At 43.0% G+C, this 18242-nt stretch carries 19 protein-coding genes; 14 read left to right on the forward strand and 5 right to left on the reverse strand.

Going from position 1 to position 18242, the window contains the following annotated elements; all coding sequences use genetic code 11:
• Nucleotide 1 precedes the first annotated feature (1 nt).
• From ACYVBM_RS01845 to ACYVBM_RS01870, 6 genes are all read left to right on the forward strand, one after another.
• Nucleotides 2-394, forward strand: coding sequence for a hypothetical protein (locus tag ACYVBM_RS01845; protein ID WP_460683906.1), 393 nt, complete (start codon nt 2-4; stop codon nt 392-394).
• A gap of 116 nt (nt 395-510) precedes the next feature.
• Nucleotides 511-894 (forward strand): hypothetical protein, encoded by a 384-nt coding sequence (locus tag ACYVBM_RS01850; protein ID WP_460683907.1) that lies wholly within the window; start codon nt 511-513, stop codon nt 892-894.
• Nucleotides 895-905: 11 nt separating this feature from the next.
• Nucleotides 906-1325: a hypothetical protein gene (locus tag ACYVBM_RS01855; RefSeq protein WP_460683908.1), complete on the forward strand. Its 420-nt coding sequence runs from the start codon at nt 906-908 to the stop codon at nt 1323-1325.
• A gap of 53 nt (nt 1326-1378) precedes the next feature.
• The gene (locus tag ACYVBM_RS01860; protein WP_460683909.1) at nt 1379-1510 is read left to right on the forward strand and encodes a hypothetical protein; all 132 of its coding nucleotides are present in this window, start codon (nt 1379-1381) and stop codon (nt 1508-1510) included.
• Nucleotides 1511-1703: 193 nt separating this feature from the next.
• The gene (locus tag ACYVBM_RS01865; protein ID WP_460683910.1) at nt 1704-3851 is read left to right on the forward strand and encodes a heavy metal translocating P-type ATPase; all 2148 of its coding nucleotides are present in this window, start codon (nt 1704-1706) and stop codon (nt 3849-3851) included.
• 118 nt (nt 3852-3969) lie between these two features.
• Nucleotides 3970-5934, forward strand: coding sequence for a RecQ family ATP-dependent DNA helicase (locus tag ACYVBM_RS01870; RefSeq protein WP_460683911.1), 1965 nt, complete (start codon nt 3970-3972; stop codon nt 5932-5934).
• Nucleotides 5935-5937: 3 nt separating this feature from the next.
• Here the strand turns inward: ACYVBM_RS01870 and ACYVBM_RS01875 are convergent, their stop codons facing one another.
• The 4 genes from ACYVBM_RS01875 to ACYVBM_RS01890 all read right to left on the reverse strand — a co-directional run bounded on the left by ACYVBM_RS01875 (nt 5938) and on the right by ACYVBM_RS01890 (nt 10299).
• Nucleotides 5938-6507 (reverse strand): Crp/Fnr family transcriptional regulator, encoded by a 570-nt coding sequence (locus tag ACYVBM_RS01875; RefSeq protein WP_460683912.1) that lies wholly within the window; start codon nt 6505-6507, stop codon nt 5938-5940.
• Between the two features lie 84 nt (nt 6508-6591).
• Nucleotides 6592-7788 (reverse strand): ABC transporter permease, encoded by a 1197-nt coding sequence (locus tag ACYVBM_RS01880; protein WP_460683913.1) that lies wholly within the window; start codon nt 7786-7788, stop codon nt 6592-6594.
• A 118-nt stretch (nt 7789-7906) separates the two neighbouring features.
• Complete coding sequence (locus ACYVBM_RS01885; RefSeq protein ID WP_460683914.1) at nt 7907-8866, reverse strand: HlyD family secretion protein; 960 nt, start codon at nt 8864-8866, stop codon at nt 7907-7909.
• Nucleotides 8867-8895: 29 nt separating this feature from the next.
• Entirely contained in the window at nt 8896-10299 is a 1404-nt protein-coding gene (locus tag ACYVBM_RS01890; RefSeq protein WP_460683915.1) for a TolC family protein, read from the reverse strand.
• A 122-nt stretch (nt 10300-10421) separates the two neighbouring features.
• Here ACYVBM_RS01890 and ACYVBM_RS01895 point away from each other — a divergent pair, with 122 nt between their 5' ends.
• The 8 genes from ACYVBM_RS01895 to fucO all read left to right on the forward strand — a co-directional run bounded on the left by ACYVBM_RS01895 (nt 10422) and on the right by fucO (nt 17746).
• Nucleotides 10422-12731 carry a putative monovalent cation/H+ antiporter subunit A gene (locus ACYVBM_RS01895; protein ID WP_460683916.1) on the forward strand — a complete coding sequence of 770 codons (2310 nt, stop codon included), beginning with the start codon at nt 10422-10424 and terminating at the stop codon, nt 12729-12731.
• A 1-nt stretch (nt 12732) separates the two neighbouring features.
• On the forward strand, nt 12733-13146 hold the full coding sequence (locus ACYVBM_RS01900; protein ID WP_460683917.1) for a Na+/H+ antiporter subunit B: 414 nt from the start codon (nt 12733-12735) through the stop codon (nt 13144-13146).
• Nucleotides 13147-13149: 3 nt separating this feature from the next.
• Nucleotides 13150-13506 (forward strand): Na+/H+ antiporter subunit C, encoded by a 357-nt coding sequence (locus ACYVBM_RS01905; protein ID WP_460683918.1) that lies wholly within the window; start codon nt 13150-13152, stop codon nt 13504-13506.
• On the forward strand, nt 13503-15005 hold the full coding sequence (locus tag ACYVBM_RS01910; protein ID WP_460683919.1) for a proton-conducting transporter transmembrane domain-containing protein: 1503 nt from the start codon (nt 13503-13505) through the stop codon (nt 15003-15005). Before ACYVBM_RS01905 ends, ACYVBM_RS01910 begins: the two co-directional genes overlap by 4 nt.
• A gap of 11 nt (nt 15006-15016) precedes the next feature.
• Nucleotides 15017-15493, forward strand: coding sequence for a Na+/H+ antiporter subunit E (locus tag ACYVBM_RS01915; protein ID WP_460683920.1), 477 nt, complete (start codon nt 15017-15019; stop codon nt 15491-15493).
• Entirely contained in the window at nt 15493-15765 is a 273-nt protein-coding gene (locus ACYVBM_RS01920; protein ID WP_460683921.1) for a monovalent cation/H+ antiporter complex subunit F, read from the forward strand. The genes ACYVBM_RS01915 and ACYVBM_RS01920 overlap by 1 nt, the downstream gene beginning before the upstream one ends.
• Nucleotides 15758-16186 carry a monovalent cation/H(+) antiporter subunit G gene (gene mnhG, locus ACYVBM_RS01925; RefSeq protein WP_460683922.1) on the forward strand — a complete coding sequence of 143 codons (429 nt, stop codon included), beginning with the start codon at nt 15758-15760 and terminating at the stop codon, nt 16184-16186. Before ACYVBM_RS01920 ends, mnhG begins: the two co-directional genes overlap by 8 nt.
• A 399-nt stretch (nt 16187-16585) precedes the next feature.
• Nucleotides 16586-17746 carry a lactaldehyde reductase gene (fucO, locus tag ACYVBM_RS01930; RefSeq protein WP_460683923.1) on the forward strand — a complete coding sequence of 387 codons (1161 nt, stop codon included), beginning with the start codon at nt 16586-16588 and terminating at the stop codon, nt 17744-17746.
• A gap of 48 nt (nt 17747-17794) precedes the next feature.
• Here the strand turns inward: fucO and ACYVBM_RS01935 are convergent, their stop codons facing one another.
• Nucleotides 17795-18241 (reverse strand): SRPBCC domain-containing protein, encoded by a 447-nt coding sequence (locus tag ACYVBM_RS01935; protein WP_460683924.1) that lies wholly within the window; start codon nt 18239-18241, stop codon nt 17795-17797.
• Between the last annotated feature and the right edge of the window lies 1 nt (nt 18242).

Below are 18242 nucleotides of genomic sequence, written 5' to 3' on the forward strand. Positions count from 1 at the left end.
CATGAAGATTATTTTAATGTTTGGTGTTCTTTTCTTCTTATATGGATGTACGAAATCAGGAACGCATGAGGTAGTTGTTGAAAATAAATCTCAATATAACGTTCAAATAACAGGGTATCAAGGTTCTTCAACATATACCCCTGTTGACAGTTTTACAATAAAAAGTGGATTTGAAAGCATTATTGCTAAAATTTTTCCCGAAGACTATGTTACTGGATGTTATCCGCCATACGATTCTATTGGTATTATTATTATTGGAAGGCCTGATTTAAAACTACAAATTGATTTAAATAACAAAGACGTATATCAATATTTTCGTTCTGGAAACAAATCGAAAGGATATCATGTCCAGTGTAGGGTGCGCATCACCGATGCCGACATAGTACCCAAATAAAAAAACGGGCGGCAGTGTTGCAAAAGTAGTGCCTCCGCTCGTTTTATAATATTATGACTGACTATTTTAAACCCGGTGTAGAACGCACCGATCTTATATAAGTGTGGGGCTACTTTATGGGCAGGGAGTATGCGCACAGGAGGTACGGGCCTAATGCGCATAGTAGTTTAATTGCTTTTAGTTTCCCCGGCACTACATCATTTGCCAATAGCTGGTATGCAGGAAGTGAAAGACGTAGTTTCGATTGGACTCATATACCATCCGGTTATTTACCTGATTTACTTGATGATAATGCTTATAATAACGGGAATCCAAGAAGTTTAGCAGAAAGCGGTGGAATACGAGATACAATAAGTAATTATTCTATCCCTACCATTTATAATCAAATGGATGGAAGCACCACTTCGCCAACTGTATTGATGAATAAACTTCAGAATTATTTACCTTCAGGCAATACAGAAGTAAATTTTAATTTATTGAGAAATGATTATGGATACTAAAAAATAAAGTCGTGAAAAAAAATATACTTATACTATTGTTTGTGATTGCCTTCATAGGCTGTGATCCAGGTTCAGAGTACAGGCAAACTATTCAAAATAATTCCAGTGCAGATATATGGATAGTAGCATATGAAAAAATAAACAACACCCATAGTCCTAATGATAGCGTTTTCGTTAAATCAAATACAAAGGCGGTATTTTTTACGGGTAGCGGAGGGGCTACCGGAGGATACTGGACTAACAAAGATTGCGCATATCCATTAAATATTGACTCATTGGGAGCAAAGATATTGAAAGAACCACCCTCTAAATTAGCTTTTGATATAAATGATAAAAGCCGATGGATATATTCTGAATCAGGAAACAGAAGCAAAGGAGTAAAAATGCAATGCACAATAACCATCACCGATGCCGACATAGTGTCTAAATAAAAAAACGGGCGACTGTGTTTCGAAAGTAGTACTGCCGCCCGTTTTATAATGTTATGGCAGGTTATTTTAATTTCGGTGTAGAAGGTACGGACCTTATAGAAATGTGGGGCTATTTTATGGGCAGGGAGTATGCGCACAGGAGGTACGGGCCTAATGCGTACCGTCAACTGATATCTTTACCATAAAAATCTTCTACCCGGGGCGAGGACGCCCCGGATTTGCTCTATTATCGTCCCCTAGTGACAAGCAGGGGCGATTCAATCGCAACCTCATTGCATTAATAATTATGCTTTCTGCAACTATGTTTTAATAATAAACCCGGTACTGCTTTTCCATGCTTCAACCTTGCAATAACTTTGCGTGTTATAATAGTGCGTTATGGAAGCAAAAGAAAAAATTCAATGGAAAGTGGATGGGATGGACTGCGCCACCTGCGCCCTTACCATTAACAAATACTTAAATAAAGAAGGGGCCAAAGATGTAAAAGTGAACTTCGCTACCGGGGATGTAAGCTTTGAGACCAACGGCATTGCTACTCCCGACAAAATTTCTAAAGGCCTGGCCGATTTAGGTTATACAGTACTCAGCAACAAAAACCACGCCCACCCGCATGATCACTCGGAGCATAACGAAAAAAGTGGGTTCCTGAAAAACAATGCGCAGCGTTTCTGGTTTTGCCTGCCGTTTACGTTGGTCCTGATGCTGCATATGATACCGGCCCTGCATCATAGCTGGATCATGCAGCCTTATGTGCAACTGGTGTTATGCCTGCCGGTGTACATTGTGGGTATGTCGTTCTTCGGTGTAAGCGCCTGGAAAAGTATTAAGAACGGCATGCCTAATATGAATGTGCTGATTGCCATTGGCGCTACCGCCGCATTTGTGTACAGCCTGTATGGCACTTTCACCGGGCAAATGGACTATGTATTCTTCGAAACAGCGGCCACTGTTATTACACTGGTTTTTTTAGGCAACTTTATCGAAGAAAAAGCGGTGGACACTACCCAAACCCAGTTAAAAAAGCTGGCAGAAAGCCAGGTAGTGATGGCGAATATGATCGCCTACGATAATGAGCATAATGAAAATGTGTTCCCTGTAGAAAGCAGTGCGCTGCGCACCGGAGACCTGGTTTTAATTAAAAGCGGTGAACAGGTACCTTCTGATTGTAAAATATTGTGGGGAACGGCCAATGTTAACGAAGCCATCATTACAGGGGAAAGCGTGCCCGTTACCAAAGGGTATAAAGAGAAGCTGATTGGTGGTAGTATTATAACAGATGGCACGGTTAAAGCACAGGTTACTGCAGTAGGCAAAGACACGGTGCTTTCCGGCATTATTAATATGGTACAGGAAGCCCAGGGCGAGAAACCACCTGTACAGCAAATGGCTGATAAAATAAGCGCTGTATTTATACCTGTTGTATTAGGCATTGCAGCGCTTACGTTAATCGTTAACTGGGTGATTTTAAAAGATTTTACACCATCGCTGATGCGAGCTATCGCGGTTCTGGTAATTGCCTGTCCCTGTGCAATGGGGCTGGCCACACCGGCGGCTATTGCTGTAGGTTTGGGGCGGGGCGCACGAAATGGCATCCTTTTCCGGAATGCTACCAGCCTTGAAAACTTTAAGAACATTAAACAGGTAGTATTTGATAAAACCGGCACTTTAACCACCGGCAGCTTTTCCATAACCGGTTATACAGTGCTCGACCATAAAACGGATGATACTTCTTTTAAAACGCTGGTATGGTCGCTGGAAAAATATTCCAATCACCCCATAGCAAAGGCATTTACCAGGGAATGGAAAGCTGAAAATGAAATTCGCTGGCAAAAAATTGAAGAAATAAAAGGAGAAGGAATGCGTGCCACAGATAAAAGCGGCAATGAATACCGTGCAGGGTCTTATAAAGTGGCGGCACATTTAACACAGGATGATACACATAATATTTATGTAACAGAAAACCATGCATTGATCGGTTATATTGATGTGGCAGATGAATTAAGGCCCGAAGCGAAGCCCGTAGTGAACTACTTTCACAGTAAAGGTATTTCAACTGTTCTGCTCAGCGGCGATAAAAAAGAAAAAGCGCAGCAGATTGCAGGTGCGCTGGGTATTGACGAGGTTATTGCAGAGAAAACGCCCGAAGAAAAGCTTCAGATCATTGCTCAAAAAAATGCGGAAACACCAACAGCGATGGTAGGAGACGGCATTAATGATGCGCCTGCCCTTGCCAAGGCTACTATCGGGATCAGCATGAGCGATGCCTCCCAAATTGCCATGCAAACAGCACAGGTAGTATTGATGAACCACGGGCTTAAAAACCTGCCAATGGCTTTAGGGCTGGGAAAGCACACGTACAAAACTATTAAAGAAAACTTATTCTGGGCTTTTTCTTATAACATTATTGCTATTCCCGTAGCTGCATTGGGCTTCCTTACGCCACAATTCGGCGCGCTGATTATGGCCCTCAGCGATGTGGTGCTGGCGGCCAACAGCAGCAGGTTGCTGGTGAAGAAAGTGGCGTAAGAAATTTTTTCTTTTACATCCCTATTTCTACTAATGCTACCAGTTCAAAATTGTTGAGGTAGAAAAGTATCCTGATTTCCTGAAAAGCATTATTTTAGAAGTGGCATTAAAGCCATATATGAGTAATACCGCACTCCAGACGCTTAAAGAACATTTTGGCTTTGACCATTTCCGCCCGATGCAGCAGGAAATTATTGAAGCTGTGCTTCAGGGAAACGATGTGCTGGCGCTGATGCCTACAGGCGGCGGAAAGTCGCTCTGCTACCAGGTTCCTGCCCTTACAGCAGCGGGTATGTGTCTTGTGATCTCTCCGCTGATTGCCTTAATGAACGACCAGGTGCAAAATCTGCGTAAAAAAAACATTACGGCATTCTGTATTCATACAGGCATGCAGCGCAAAGAGGTGATCAGCATTCTGGAAACTGCAGCCCACAGCAATTGCAAATTTTTATACATATCGCCCGAAAGGCTGGAAACCAAGCTGTTTAAAGAATACCTGCCCGGCCTGAACGTTCATCTTATTGCAGTGGACGAAGCGCACTGCATCTCGCAATGGGGGTACGATTTCAGACCACCCTACCTGCGTATTATCCACCTACGCGAAGAACTGCCCGGCGTGCCGGTAATTGCGCTTACCGCATCTGCCACACCTCTTGTGCAACAGGATATCTGTGACAAGCTTAGCCCCACCACAGATATCCCGCTTCAAAAGGAGCGGGAAAGCAAAAACCAATCTGAAAATAACGGATCATTTAGGATATTCCGGCAATCTTTTGAACGGCCCAACCTCTCGTACAGCGTGTTTAAAGTAACGTCCCGCATTAATAAAATAACAGCGATTTTAAAAAGTGTGGAGGGCAGCGCGATCGTGTATTGCAAAACCCGGAAACGTACCAAAGAGATAAGTGAGCTATTGAATGCGCAGGGAGTTGTCGCTGATTTTTATAATGCCGGCCTGAGCACGGAAGAACGAACGCAGAAACAGGAGCGGTGGATAAAGAGCCAAATACGTGTAATGGTTTGCACCAATGCGTTCGGGATGGGCATTGATAAGCCCGATGTGCGGATAGTGATTCATGCGGATGTGCCGGATTGCCTGGAGAATTATTACCAGGAAGCCGGACGGGCAGGACGTGACGGTAAAAAAGCTTTTGCTGTTCTGTTGTATGATGACCCAGAAACAGAAGCGCTGAAGCACCTGCCGGACGTCCGTTATCCTGACAAAGCCACTTTAAGGGATGTTTACAGGAACGTGGTGCATTACCTGCAATTGCCCGAAGGCGAAGCTCCGGGAGAAAGCTATGATTTCAACCTGAAAGACTTTATCAAAAAATTCAGGGTAGATGTACAAACTACTATTTACGGGTTGAAGGCTTTGGAACAGGATGGATGGCTGAGCTTTAATGAGCAGGTATTTGCGCCTGCAACCGTACGCTTTACAATTTATAAAGACGATTTATACGAATATGAAAAACGACACCAGGATTATGAACCGCTTATAAAAATATTGCTGCGTACTTATGAAGGCATATATGATTACCCGGTTGCCATATCAGAAAGGTATATTGCCTACCTTTTAAAGTATGATACAGAAGTAGTAAAAGAACAACTGCACCAATTAAACTTTGACAGGGTAATCTATTATCAGCCTCAAAAGGATGAGCCGCAGATCATGCTCACCCGTACCCGCATCAAAACAGCCCAGCTCACCATTAATTCTGAACGTTACGACGAGCGAAAAAATATATGCACGCAAAGAATCGATAAAATGATAAGCTATCTCAAAGAGGAGGCACGCTGCCGCAGCAGGATCATGGGCAATTACTTTGGTGATGCGAACATGAACGACTGCGGCATTTGTGATAATTGCCTGAAGCAAAAACAAGCGGTGCTCTCCAGGGAAGCTTTCGATCACATTTCGGGCAGGCTGAAAGCGCTACTTCAACAGCCACTATCTACGGAGGACGTGATCAACAGCCTTCGTGGCAATCCCAAAGATCATATATGGACCGTAATCAGTTTTCTGGTGGATGAAGGTAGCATACTGATGCAGGAGGATGGGAAAATAAAGCTCAGGTCATAGCCCTTATTTCCGGATGCGGCTTAACGTTTCCTGCGACATACCCAGGTAGCTGGCCACCATCCCCAAAGGTGCACGCAGCAAAATATCCGGAGCTTCTGCCATCATTTGCTGATAACGCTCTTTGGCGCTCATGTATTGCAGCGCATAGATCCTGTACTCCATGCTTATAGCAAGCGTGCCCATCACCGATATCATTAACCGGGATATAGATATAGACGATTCTGCGAACTTCTGTAATTTATCGAAGGCCACGTAATTTACTATTGAAGGCTCAAGCGCTTCAATACGGCTGCGGGAAGGCTTTTGAAGGAATAACGCCTCTTTACTCGCCGCAAAACCAGCTTCTTTTACAAAACCCAGCGTAATATCCTTTCCGTCTTCGTTATAAAAACTACGCAACAGTCCGCTCTCAACAAAATATATGTTTCGGTCCAGTGCATTGGATAAACCTACAGGTGCACCCTTTTCCAGCTGAAGTCTATCCACTTGCTCCAGAATGAATGCTTCAATCGCATTATCTACTTTAATGGTCCGGGATAAAACGTCCAGCAGGTACATAGTCTTTTTGCTCAAAAATATTAAATAAAGAGCCAATCAACCAAAAGGCCACTGCTAAAAAGCAGCGGCCTTTATCAACAATAGAAAACGAAAAAAGAATTATGAGCGCTGCTGGGCGTTTCTCTGTTCCAGCAACCTTCTATATTTTTTCCTGATCACTACTTTCCTTTTTACGATCAATGTAATCCAGCTCAGCACAAAAAACACTGCCAGCAATATAAACAGGTGCAGGGTGTATGGCCGGGTCAGGAACCCGTCGCCCTGCTGTATCACCGATATTTTCAACGCCTCAAGAAACGGGGTAAGCGGCACAATAGAAGTAAGGGCATTAACAACAGGAGGCATAGCAATAGCCGGCCATGTAAACCCGCTCATAATAAAAGCAGGAGATGCTATTACCATCAGTATCTGTGTAGCTTTAAGTGCATTAGGAATAAGAACACTTACAAAAACTGCCAGGAATACAGAGGCCAGAATGAACAATTCTGTATTTAGTAAAAAAGTACCTAATCCTGTGGGAGCGGGAATCTTAAATAAGATGCTAAACAGGTAAAAGAAAAGGACATTGAGATTAGCAAAGATCAGCGACGGTATAGCTTTTACAATCATCAGCTTCAGCTTACTTTCTCTCCTGAATATTTCCACAAAATCTTTTCTTCTAAAATCACTGGCAAAGCTTACTGCCATAGCCAGCATAATTACCTGCTGCAGCACCACAGCCATTATAGCCGGCCACATAAACAGGAGGTAATTGCTTGTAGTGTTGAACAGGGTAATATAATTAGCCTTGAAAGGCTCATATTTTGTTTTGGCCAGCTCAGCAGGCATTCCTCTTTTTTGCAGCGCTTTTATTTCTGCACCGGCAGCATAAGTTCCCATAACCACTTGTATAGACTTGGAAGCGAAGTTGGCAGTAAGTAAATTGGAAGTATTGATATATGCGTTCACTTCAGGATATTTTCCCTGCTGCATCATTGCTTCAAATCGTTCCGGTATCACCACCATTGCCGCTGCATGGGTTTTAATAATCTCGTTTTTAATATTCGCAGGCTTTACTGTATAGTTAAGCACTTTGATGGTATTATTGTCGCCCAGCATTTCTACCAACTGGGAAGAAGCCGGCGTATGATCGTAATCAACAACAATCACAGGAACATTTTCCACTTTACCATCTTTATAGGTAAGACCTATCAAAAGGGCATAAATAAGAGGCGCCAGTATAAAAACCATCAGTAATGTGGTATTTCTAAAAAACAGCTTAAACTCTCTTTTTACTAGTTGCACCAAATGTTTCATTTGTACATGTTTATTGATTGTAGCCCAACGGAACGCTCTTTAAACCTTCTTGCTATATAACCTTTTGAGAAAGTGTTTTTTTAAAGGTATCTGTTATGGCTTTCCTTTTAAAATGATGTTAATTCAACACAACGTTAGCATTCACCAGCAACCGTGCTGCTTCTGCGTTATTTACGGGTACTATTTTTATTTCGTATACGGCATCTTCGGGATTATAATCAGGAAAAGCAGTAGTAATATCCGCATACCTGGCCAATTGCTTTACAGAAGTAAGCTTCCCGGTTACTTTTTGCTGGTTATACGGCACTGTCATTTTTATCTCCATGCCTTTTTGATACGCGGCCATTTTACTTTCAGGAATAGTAAAACGGAAATAAGTAGAATTAGGAATATACCCTGTGAACAGCGCATAACCAGCTGTCGCCAGTTCGCCTTTATTAAGCGATATGGTTTCGATCTCCATATCATTGGTAGCGATTATATAACGTTCTTTATAGGCTATCTTTGCCTCCTGCAAAGCGCCTTTTGCCTGGCTGGTCTGTCCTGTGGCCATTGCTACTTTTTCATAGCGTGTGCCACGTTCTACGTCTCTCAACTCTGCATTTACCGCATCCAACTGGGCTTTGGCCCCCAAATATTTAGCATATATCTCATCATAATTTTGCGGAGCCAGCAAACTGTCGCGAAACATGTTCTCTGCCCTTTTATAAGATTTCTGTGCAAAATCGAACTGGTCCTGCAAACCCCGCTGTTTTGCCTTTAGCTGTTTCAACTGATCGGGCGTAGCACCGTTCCGCGCCAGCTGCTCCTGCGCACCTGCAGCAAGCGTTGCTCCTTCGGCCTGTGCGATCTTTGCTTCCACCTCCGGTATGTCCAGCACGGCTAAAGTGTCGCCGGCATGTACGGTTTGGCCTTCCTGCACATATATCTCGGCTATACGCCCGCTGATCTTAGGCGAAAAGGAAACCACCTCTTTTTTTATTTTACCTTCCACAGCCCTTTCCCCGGTATGGCTATGGCAGCCTGCTACTGTAAATGTCAGGGCACAACTAATAGTAAGTATTGTAATATTTTTCATCAGTATATATTTATCGTTTTTTTGTTGATTTAAAGTTTATCTATATCCAGGCTTTGCGTAGCTTTCATGAGCTCTACAGCGGCCCTGCGCTGGTTAAAAATGGCTGCCTGGTACTCCAGCTCTGCGTTTTCCAGGTCATTTTCCGCGTCGATGTAATCGGAAGATTTCTTTGTGCCGTACCTGAATTCCTTTTCAATATTCGTTAATGCTGTCGCCGCTATCTCTCTTGCCTTTTCTTTTAAAGCTATCTGGGCATTGGCGATGCGATAATTCGTTTCGTTATTTGCCAGGTTCAATTGCAGCTTATCCTGCGCATCTTTCATTTTATTCTCAAGTATCTGCTTCTCTACTCTTGCCCTTGCGGTGGCATTCTTTCCTTCCTTACCATCAAAGATATCCCACTTAAAGCCTACACCCGCCTGAATAATAGGGCGTACATGAATATTGGCAGGGCGCCAGTCCAGCTTTTTCCCTGTTCCCGGCAGCAAAGGATCGGAAGTAGAGATACGGTTATTATACAATCCAAAGTAAGAGGCTGATGTTTGCGCCATTACTTTAGGAACCCACCATCTTTGCTCTGCTTTTATTTTATAATCAGCAGCGTTAATGCCATGTGTTAATGCTTTTATTTCGGCCCGCTCCTGGATTGTATTTCCGGAAGCACCGGGATATACCGGCGCCAGCTGTGGCTGAAGATTTACAAGAAGCTCCTTTTCAATACCGGTAAGTAAAGAAAGCTGCGTGATCAACAACTCTTTTTTTCCTTCATACTCAATGATCTTTGAATCGAGAGTAGCCTGTGCCAGTTCTATTTTTTTATGGTCATAAGGAGTGATCAGCCCATATCCCAATGCCTTATCAGCCGTCTTCTTCATGATTTCAAGCCTTTCCTTTCCTTTTTCCAATACATTCGCCGACTCATTTAATAATGCGAACTGGTCGTAAATTTTACTGATAACCGTTGCTATCTCGTCCCGGCTTTTTTCCATTAACATAGTTTCTGAAAGGCTTTTTTCTTTGTTGGCTTCCTTCAGGTATTTCACTTTTCCGCCGGAATACAGCAGTACGGAGGCCTTAGCATCGGCCAGAGCTGAAATACCGGAAATATGCAGATTATTATCCAGCTGCCCTTCAGGTATCACCATCCCCGGAAAAACACTGGCTACCGCGGGTATAGTAATTTCAGGAGATCGTAAGGTAGCTGAACTATAGAGATAGCCTGATTTGCCTGATAACTCAATCTTAGGAAGAAACACGTCTTTCAGCTTTTCATCGTCCAGGCGTGTGAGCTGATTTTCAAGAGTTTGCTGTTTAAGGGTTGCATCTTGTTGCTGGGCACTGTTAATTAGCTCTTTTAAAGATGGCATTGGTTGTGCCGCTACCATACCCTGCAGGCCAAGCAGTAGAACTGCTGCAGATAGTGTTTTTTTCATTTTCACTTTTGTTTGTTGATAGTGCAAAATTGAAAAATGTTATGCAGAATAATTTTGACTTTTGTCAAAAAACCACCTGTTTTCCTTATTTTTAACGCAATCGGAAAACAAACCTGTTATACATGCTTTTAACAGTACTGGCTGGCTTCATTACTTCTATACTCATCATTCCATTTGGTAAAATTTTAAAATCAAAGTGGAGTGTTTTGTTAATGGCCCTGCCTGTTCTATTATTTTTATATTATACCCGTCTCATACCCTATATATCTTCAGGTAGTCATTTGCTCGAATCAACGAAATGGATACCTTCATTAGGTGTCAACCTTGATTTCAGGCTGGATGGACTTTCCCTGTTGTTTGCATTGCTCATTACCGGCATTGGCACCGCCATTTATTTTTATGCACGCACTTATTTAAAGGGGCATGTGTATTTTGACCGCTTTTTTGGTTATCTCAGTCTTTTTATGTCGGCCATGCTGGGAATGGTACTGGCAGACAATATGCTCCTGCTTTTCATTTTCTGGGAACTTACCAGCATCAGCTCTTTCTTCCTGATCGGCTTTAATAATACGGAAGCCGGGTCGAGAAAAAGCGCCCTTACAGCGCTGTGTGTAACCGGCTTAGGCGGCTTCTTCCTGCTGGCAGGACTTATTTTATTGGGTAATATTGCAGGCACCTATACCATATCCGAACTTATTCAGTCACGCCATGTCATCATTGGCCATCCGTTATACCCGCTGGTTTTAGGGCTTTTGTTCATGGGAGCTTTCACAAAGTCGGCGCAGTTCCCTTTTCATTTCTGGTTACCGGGCGCCATGAAAGCGCCAACGCCGGTATCTGCATACCTGCATTCAGCAACAATGGTAAAAGCCGGTATTTACTTACTCGCCCGGTTCAGTCCGGCTTTAGGGAATACGCCACAATGGACCTTGCCGTTAATCATCGTGGGCGGATTTACCATGTTGTTTGCAGCCTATCATTCCCTGCTGCGTACTGACCTTAAAAGCATACTGGCTTATTCAACTATATCAGCTTTAGGAATACTCACTTTCCTGTTAGGACTTGGAACAAAAGATGCGGTTATTGCTGCAAGTGTATTTATACTGGTGCACGCCCTGTATAAAGCTGCTTTATTCCTGATTACCGGCATTATAGATCATGAAACGCATACACGCGATATCACCCGGCTTTCAGGTCTCAGGAAAGTATTGCCACCGGTGGCCCTTGCGGGGCTTTTAGCTGCACTGTCCAGCGCAGGCGTTCCTTTATCTTTTGGATTTATAGGAAAAGATCTGATCTATGAGGCCACCCTTCATACATCCTCTTCATGGATCTTTATGCTGACAGGCTTAGCGCTTCTTACCAATATATGCCTGGTAGCTGCAGGATTTATGGCCGGCATCAAACCCTTTACGGGGCCACTTCCACCTTCTTTCAAAACCATACATTTACCCTACACCTCCATGTGGCTGCCTCCGCTGGTACTGGCCCTGGCAGGCATATTATTTGGTATTATGCCAGGTTACGCAGGAAGATTATTTTCCATGCAGGCCGCTAATGCTATATTTGGAGCAGATACACAGATGCATCTCAAGATATGGCACGGGTTCAATACTGTGCTGGTATTAAGCCTGTTAACTCTTACTGCAGGAACCATTCTATACTTCATCAATAAACCCGGAAAAGAACGACTCAACTTTGTGAAACGGCTCGGCCATCTTTCTCCTGAATATATTATGGACAGAGCAGTAGATGCTACTTTCAGGTTTTCAGAATGGTACACAGGAAAATTCCACAATGGCTACCTGCGCTCCTATCACCTGAAAATTATTCTTTTTGCAGAAGCATTACTGGCCTATAAGCTCTGGCTAAGTGGCCCCATTGAAATTGACTTTTACTCACTGGCTATGCTGAGCGTTTATGAAGTTGCTATCGTAGCCATTCTTATCGGCGCTTTGATCATGATGCTTACTACCCGCACAAGACTTACAGCCGTAGTTTCCATGAGCGTTATTGGTTATTGCATTTGTTTGATGTTTGTTTTTTACAGCGCACCTGACCTTGCCATGACACAGTTTACTATAGATACCCTTACCACTGTATTGTTTGTACTGGTGCTGTATAAACTGCCCCCATTCCTGAACCTGGGCACGAAAAAGGAACGTTACAGGGATATGGCAGTGTCATTGGTATTTGGGGTTATACTTTGTATGGTGGCCCTGCAGGCGCACCATGAACCTATTGTTACGGCGACCAGTGATTTTTATGGAGATGCGGCTTATACACTGGCAAAGGGGAAAAACGTAGTAAATGTGATACTGGTTGATTTCAGGGGAATTGATACCTTGTTTGAAACGGTGGTATTAAGCATAGGCGCCATTGGTGTATATAACTTATTACGGTTACGATTAAAACCCACTGATAAAGAATAATATGAGAAGCAGTATTCTTCAAACAGCCACAAGGTACCTGCTACCGATACTATTATTGTTTTCGGTATTTCTTTTATTGCGCGGGCACTATTATCCAGGTGGCGGTTTTGTAGGCGGACTTGTGGCATCAATAGCTTTTGTATTGCACAGTTTTGCCAATGGTACCGATGCTTCAATGAAACTATTAGGCAGGAAACCCCTATCCCTGCTGCCCATCGGGTTAGGTATTGCCGCATTCAGCGTTATACTCCCTGTATTTTGGGGGCTTCCGCCCATGACAGCACTTTGGCTCAAAGGTACTTTCCCCATCGTGGGATCGCTGGGCACGGCCCTGTTCTTTGACCTGGGCGTGTACCTGGTAGTAATAGGGGTTGTATTAACTATTTTGTTCACCATTTCATTAACCGATGATTAGATAATGGAATTACTGTTAATACTGGTTATTGGCCTGTTATATGCAGGGGGTATTTATTTCATCCTGAGGCGCAGCATGGTAAAGCTGCTGCTGGGAATTATGCTGCTGGGAAGCGCTACCAATATTTTAATATTTGTATTAGGCGCTATTGTAAAAGGAAAGCCGCCCATTATTGGCTCGGCACAGGATATTTTAGACAGCGCCAGCGCCGACCCGGTTCCGCAGGCGCTGATACTGACAGCCATCGTAATCAGCTTTGCCCTTACCGCTTTTGCGCTTGTATTGCTAAAAAGGGTATATGCGCTCTTAGAAACAGATGATCTTGATGATTTAAACACACCGGAGGAAGAAGATATATGACAGGGAATTTAATTTTGGCGCCGGTCTTTATTCACCTGTTCACGGCTATCCTTCAAATGATAGCCTGGCGAAAAACTGTTACGCAACGGATACTTTCTGTATCAGGCGCATTAGCTGCATTAATTACTGCCGGAATATTATTTACCGAAGTTTATAACCACGGTACCTTTACAATAAATGCATCCAACTGGAAAGCACCGTTTGCTATTGTTTTTGTAGCAGATCTTTTAGGCGCCACAATGGTGCTCCTGGCTTCTATTGCAGGTTTCGCCGTTTCTATTTTTTCGGCAACAGGGCTAAGCCGCCAAAGGATGCTTTATGGTTATTTCCCAATATTCCATTTCCTCCTGATGGGGTTAAACGGGGCTTTTTTAACAGGCGATATTTTCAACCTGTATGTGTGGTTTGAAGTAATCATTATTGCCTCTTTTGTTTTAATGACACTGGGAGGAAGAAAGAACCAGCTTGAAGGAGCCATGAAATATATGTCTATGAACATACTGGCATCCATGTTCTTTCTTACCGGGATCGGGATATTGTATGGCATGACAGGCTCGCTTAACATGGCAGATCTTTCTGCTAAAATGCACGATGTTCAAAACCGCTCATTGGTGAGCATCACATCAGTATTTTTTCTGCTGGGTTTTGGTATTAAGTCGGCAGTTTTTCCTTTGTACTTCTGGCTGCCCTCCTCCTATCATACCCCGCCGTCTGCAGTAGCTGCAACATTCGGAGGGCTGCTTACCAAAGTGGGTATTTATGCTATGCTGCGTGTGCACAGCCTCATTTTTATTCCTGATGATTTTACCAAAAAGCTGCTGATGGCAATAGCGGTTCTCACCATCTTAACAGGCTCTTTTGGTGCATTGAACAAAACAAATATCCGCCGCCTTTTTTCTTATTTAATCGTTTGCCATATAGGATTTATGGTGGGCGGTATAGCCATGTTCAGCAAACTGGCACTGATGGGAACCCTGTTCTACCTGATCCACGATATCATGATAAAAACCAATATGTTCCTGATTTCGGGTGTTATTATGCAGCTCAGGGGAGTGGTAAAAATGGAAAAGCTGGGCGGCCTGTATAAAGAATATCCCAAAATTTCATTGCTGATAGCTATTGTACTGCTTTCACTGGTAGGCATCCCTCCGTTGTCAGGTTTCTGGCCAAAAGTATATTTGTTCAGGGATGCGTTTGGAGAACATCATTACTTCTTTATCGGGGCATTAATACTGGGTAGCCTTGTTACCTTATATGTAATAGCGAGGTTATGGGCTGAAGCATTCTGGAAAGATACACCGCAGGGCATTGTGATTGAAAACAAATTTGAACCCCTGCCCCTGTTTAGAAAAGTTCTGTTGCTGTTGCCCATTGGTATTTTAGGCACGGTATCGGTGTATATAGGATTAAATGCAGAAAACATTATACAGGTGGTAAACAGGATATCCAACGAATTGCTGGATACCAGCTCTTATATAAACGCTGTATTTAAAAATTAAAACAGTAGCACATGACAAAAAATTTCTTAATGAACCTGCTGTTATCTTTTCTTTGGGTAGCTTTAACCGGGGCGCTGTCTTACTCTGGTTTTGCCTTCGGGTTTATTCTTGGCTTTTTTGTGTTATGGATCATGAACCGGAATGAAAAAGACCGGAGATATTTTTATCGCGTTCCGAAAATTTTCAGCTTTGTATTCTATTTTTTATACCAGATGCTGAAAGCTAATGTGCTGGTAGCCTACGATGTAATAACGCCGAAATATTTTTTCAGACCGGGCATTGTTCGCTACCCGCTTAACGCCCGGTCAGATTTTGAGATCAATTTATTATCAACCTTTGTATCGCTGACGCCCGGAACATTAATCATGGATGTAAGCGAAGACAAAAAAACTTTATATATTCATGCCATGTATCTTAAAACCCCGGAGGCTTTTGTAGAAGAATTAAGAACGGGAATAGAGCGCAGGCTGTTAGAAATTTTAAGATAATGACCCTTGCAAATTACTTTGACTTCGTGATTTTCCCGATATTGACCATTGCTGTCATATTGGTATTTATCCGCCTGTTCCGGGGCCCGGCAATTGTAGACCGTGTTATTGCGCTCGACCTTATCATTACCATTGGTATTGGTATTATTACCGTGTACAGCATCCGTCAAAACCAAAAAATATTATTAGATGTAGCCATTATCCTGGCCCTGATCGCTTTTTTGGGAACTATTGCCTTTTCCTATTATATAGAAAAACAAAAAGATGATTAATATTATTATAGCCATTATAAGTACTATTGGTGCTTTAGCCATATTGTTCGCCTCCATCGGCATACTCAGAATGCCCGATTTTTACCTGCGCCTTTCTGTTACGGTAAAAGCGTCAAGCCTCGGAGTGGGCTTACTGCTCATTTGCGCTGCTATTATATTTCCTGATGATGCATCTGTAACCACCAAAGCCATCGCCATTATTTTCTTTCTCATTATCACCGCTCCCATCGCAGCGCACATGATAGCCCGGACTGCTTATTTTACCGGCACTCAGCTGTGGAAGGGATCTGTTGTAGACGACCTGGACGGTATGTATAATAAAGAAACACACGAGTTGCAAAGCGATCCCAAGGATGCTATTAACAAATCCACTTCCAAATGGGATGACCAGATAGCTGATACGGAAGGGGAAACAAGTTAAAGAAGATATTTATTTCTTTGCCGCTGTTGTATTTAAATAGACTTCCTTCGCGTTCGGATCTTATTCGAGGCATTGGTTAATATACCCTGTAATAACCTTTGTCTGCACAAATACGAAGTGCCCTTCTCTGCAACAGCCACGCAGGACACCCGGCAGGGAAGCAACCGTTCAACCCACAACCAACCATTGTTGCCAGTAGTGTTTCCCTCCTGGCATAAATCATTCCACTCTATCCGGCTCAAATTGATATGGTCTGGAAACATGCCCGCTCATGACCAATATCATTCAATAAATAAACTACGCTGTCTACATTTATTGACTGTACATACGCTTTTAAGAAGCTAATGTGACTTATCATTATATAAAAGATATACTATTTAATAAAACCAAGTTTTAATTATGTCACACAGGATCATTCTAAATGAAACCTCTTACCACGGAGCAGGCGCAAGAAAAGAAATTGCAGGTGAAGTAAAAAAAAGAATATTAACGAAAGCATTGTTGGTAACCGATAAGGAACTGGTTAGATTCGGCGTTGCACAAAAGGTTGAGGACATACTGGTTGCTGCCGATATAGCCTATGATATATATGACAATGTAAAGGCTAACCCTACCATAGAGAATGTGCAGTCGGGTGTGGATGTGTTCAAAAAAAGCGGGGCTGACTTTATCATTGCGCTTGGCGGAGGTTCTGCCATCGACACCGCAAAAGCAATAGGAATTATAGCCAATAATCCCGGCTATTATGATGTAAGATCTTTGGAAGGCGTAGTTGCCACCCCCAACAAATCGGTAGTGCTTATTGCGCTGCCAACAACCGCAGGCACTGCTGCAGAAGTCACGATCAACTATGTTATTACAGACGAGGAAAATAAAAAGAAAATGGTATGCGTAGATCCCAATGATATTCCTGCAGTGGCGATTATTGATCCGGAGCTGATGTATTCTATGCCTAAGGGACTAACAGCTGCCACCGGTATGGATGCCCTGACACATGCCATCGAATCTTTTATTACACCCGGAGCATGGGAAATGACCGATATGTTCGAGATAAAATCCATGGAGCTTATTCATAAACACCTTAAAAATGCAGTAGATAATCCTTCTGACAAAGAGGCCAGGGAGGGCATGGCTTTAGCACAATACATAGCAGGCATGGGATTTTCTAACGTAGGATTAGGTATTGTGCACTCCATGGCTCATCCCTTAGGCGCATTTTATGATACACCGCACGGAGTAGCAAATGCCTTACTGCTGCCTTATGTGCTTGAATATAATGCAGCTTCTCCAGCAATAGGGAAATATAAGCTGATCGCAAAAGCAATGGGAGTGGAAAATGCCTGCAAAATGACCGATGAGGAAGGTGTTCGGGCTGCAATTGATGCGGTACAGTCCTTATCGCTAAGTATAGGCATACCGCAAAATTTAAGCGAGATAGGCGTATTGCAAAAAGATATTCCTGAATTAGCTGTTGCCGCTTTTAACGATGTATGTACCGGGGGAAATCCTCGTTCTACATCGATAAAAGAAATCGAAGCGCTTTATTACAAAGCATACTAAAGCGGAAAACTACTTCTCCGTGTTTAATGGAATTAAACACGGAGAAGCTTATAATGGCTTCATAAAATCAAAAGCACCTTTACGCAAATGAATACCATACTCCAGCCAGGCCTTCATACAGGCTAAAAAGTTAGCCCACCCTTCTGTCTGGCCAATGGCCCATTGAATGCCTGCCTCGTCCTGCCGGTGGCCTTCTTCGGAAACTCTTATAACCGTATCATTGTCGCTTCTTTTTTCCAGCTCTATTTTTACAACAGATTCAGGATCCCATACAAATGTCACCCTTTCACCAGTAATAACTTCGTTAACAGTTACAGGGCAAGCGCCTTCAAATTCAGGAAAAGACCAATGAATTTCTTTACCAGCTTCCATGCGTCCAGAGCCACTGGAAATAAAATAATGCTGCATCAGCTCAGGACGAACAATAGCTTCAAAAATTTCACCTGCCGGTTTTTGAATGCCGATGGACGCTTTTGCAATAATTTTTTGTTCCATA

This window comes from Niabella aquatica, from assembly GCF_054779315.1.

Bases quoted from the DNA above. Each gene is read 5' to 3' on its own strand.
- ACYVBM_RS01845 (WP_460683906.1), top strand. From the start codon at position 2: ATGAAGATTATTTTAATGTTTGGTGTTCTTTTCTTCTTATATGGATGT.
- ACYVBM_RS01850 (WP_460683907.1), top strand. From the start codon at position 511: ATGGGCAGGGAGTATGCGCACAGGAGGTACGGGCCTAATGCGCATAGT.
- ACYVBM_RS01860 (WP_460683909.1), top strand. From the start codon at position 1,379: ATGGCAGGTTATTTTAATTTCGGTGTAGAAGGTACGGACCTTATAGAA.
- ACYVBM_RS01865 (WP_460683910.1), top strand. From the start codon at position 1,704: ATGGAAGCAAAAGAAAAAATTCAATGGAAAGTGGATGGGATGGACTGC.
- ACYVBM_RS01870 (WP_460683911.1), top strand. From the start codon at position 3,970: ATGAGTAATACCGCACTCCAGACGCTTAAAGAACATTTTGGCTTTGAC.
- ACYVBM_RS01880 (WP_460683913.1), bottom strand. From the start codon at position 7,788: ATGAAACATTTGGTGCAACTAGTAAAAAGAGAGTTTAAGCTGTTTTTT.
- ACYVBM_RS01885 (WP_460683914.1), bottom strand. From the start codon at position 8,866: ATGAAAAATATTACAATACTTACTATTAGTTGTGCCCTGACATTTACA.
- ACYVBM_RS01890 (WP_460683915.1), bottom strand. From the start codon at position 10,299: ATGAAAAAAACACTATCTGCAGCAGTTCTACTGCTTGGCCTGCAGGGT.
- ACYVBM_RS01895 (WP_460683916.1), top strand. From the start codon at position 10,422: ATGCTTTTAACAGTACTGGCTGGCTTCATTACTTCTATACTCATCATT.
- ACYVBM_RS01900 (WP_460683917.1), top strand. From the start codon at position 12,733: ATGAGAAGCAGTATTCTTCAAACAGCCACAAGGTACCTGCTACCGATA.
- ACYVBM_RS01905 (WP_460683918.1), top strand. From the start codon at position 13,150: ATGGAATTACTGTTAATACTGGTTATTGGCCTGTTATATGCAGGGGGT.
- ACYVBM_RS01910 (WP_460683919.1), top strand. From the start codon at position 13,503: ATGACAGGGAATTTAATTTTGGCGCCGGTCTTTATTCACCTGTTCACG.
- ACYVBM_RS01915 (WP_460683920.1), top strand. From the start codon at position 15,017: ATGACAAAAAATTTCTTAATGAACCTGCTGTTATCTTTTCTTTGGGTA.
- ACYVBM_RS01920 (WP_460683921.1), top strand. From the start codon at position 15,493: ATGACCCTTGCAAATTACTTTGACTTCGTGATTTTCCCGATATTGACC.
- mnhG (WP_460683922.1), top strand. From the start codon at position 15,758: ATGATTAATATTATTATAGCCATTATAAGTACTATTGGTGCTTTAGCC.
- fucO (WP_460683923.1), top strand. From the start codon at position 16,586: ATGTCACACAGGATCATTCTAAATGAAACCTCTTACCACGGAGCAGGC.
- ACYVBM_RS01935 (WP_460683924.1), bottom strand. From the start codon at position 18,241: ATGGAACAAAAAATTATTGCAAAAGCGTCCATCGGCATTCAAAAACCG.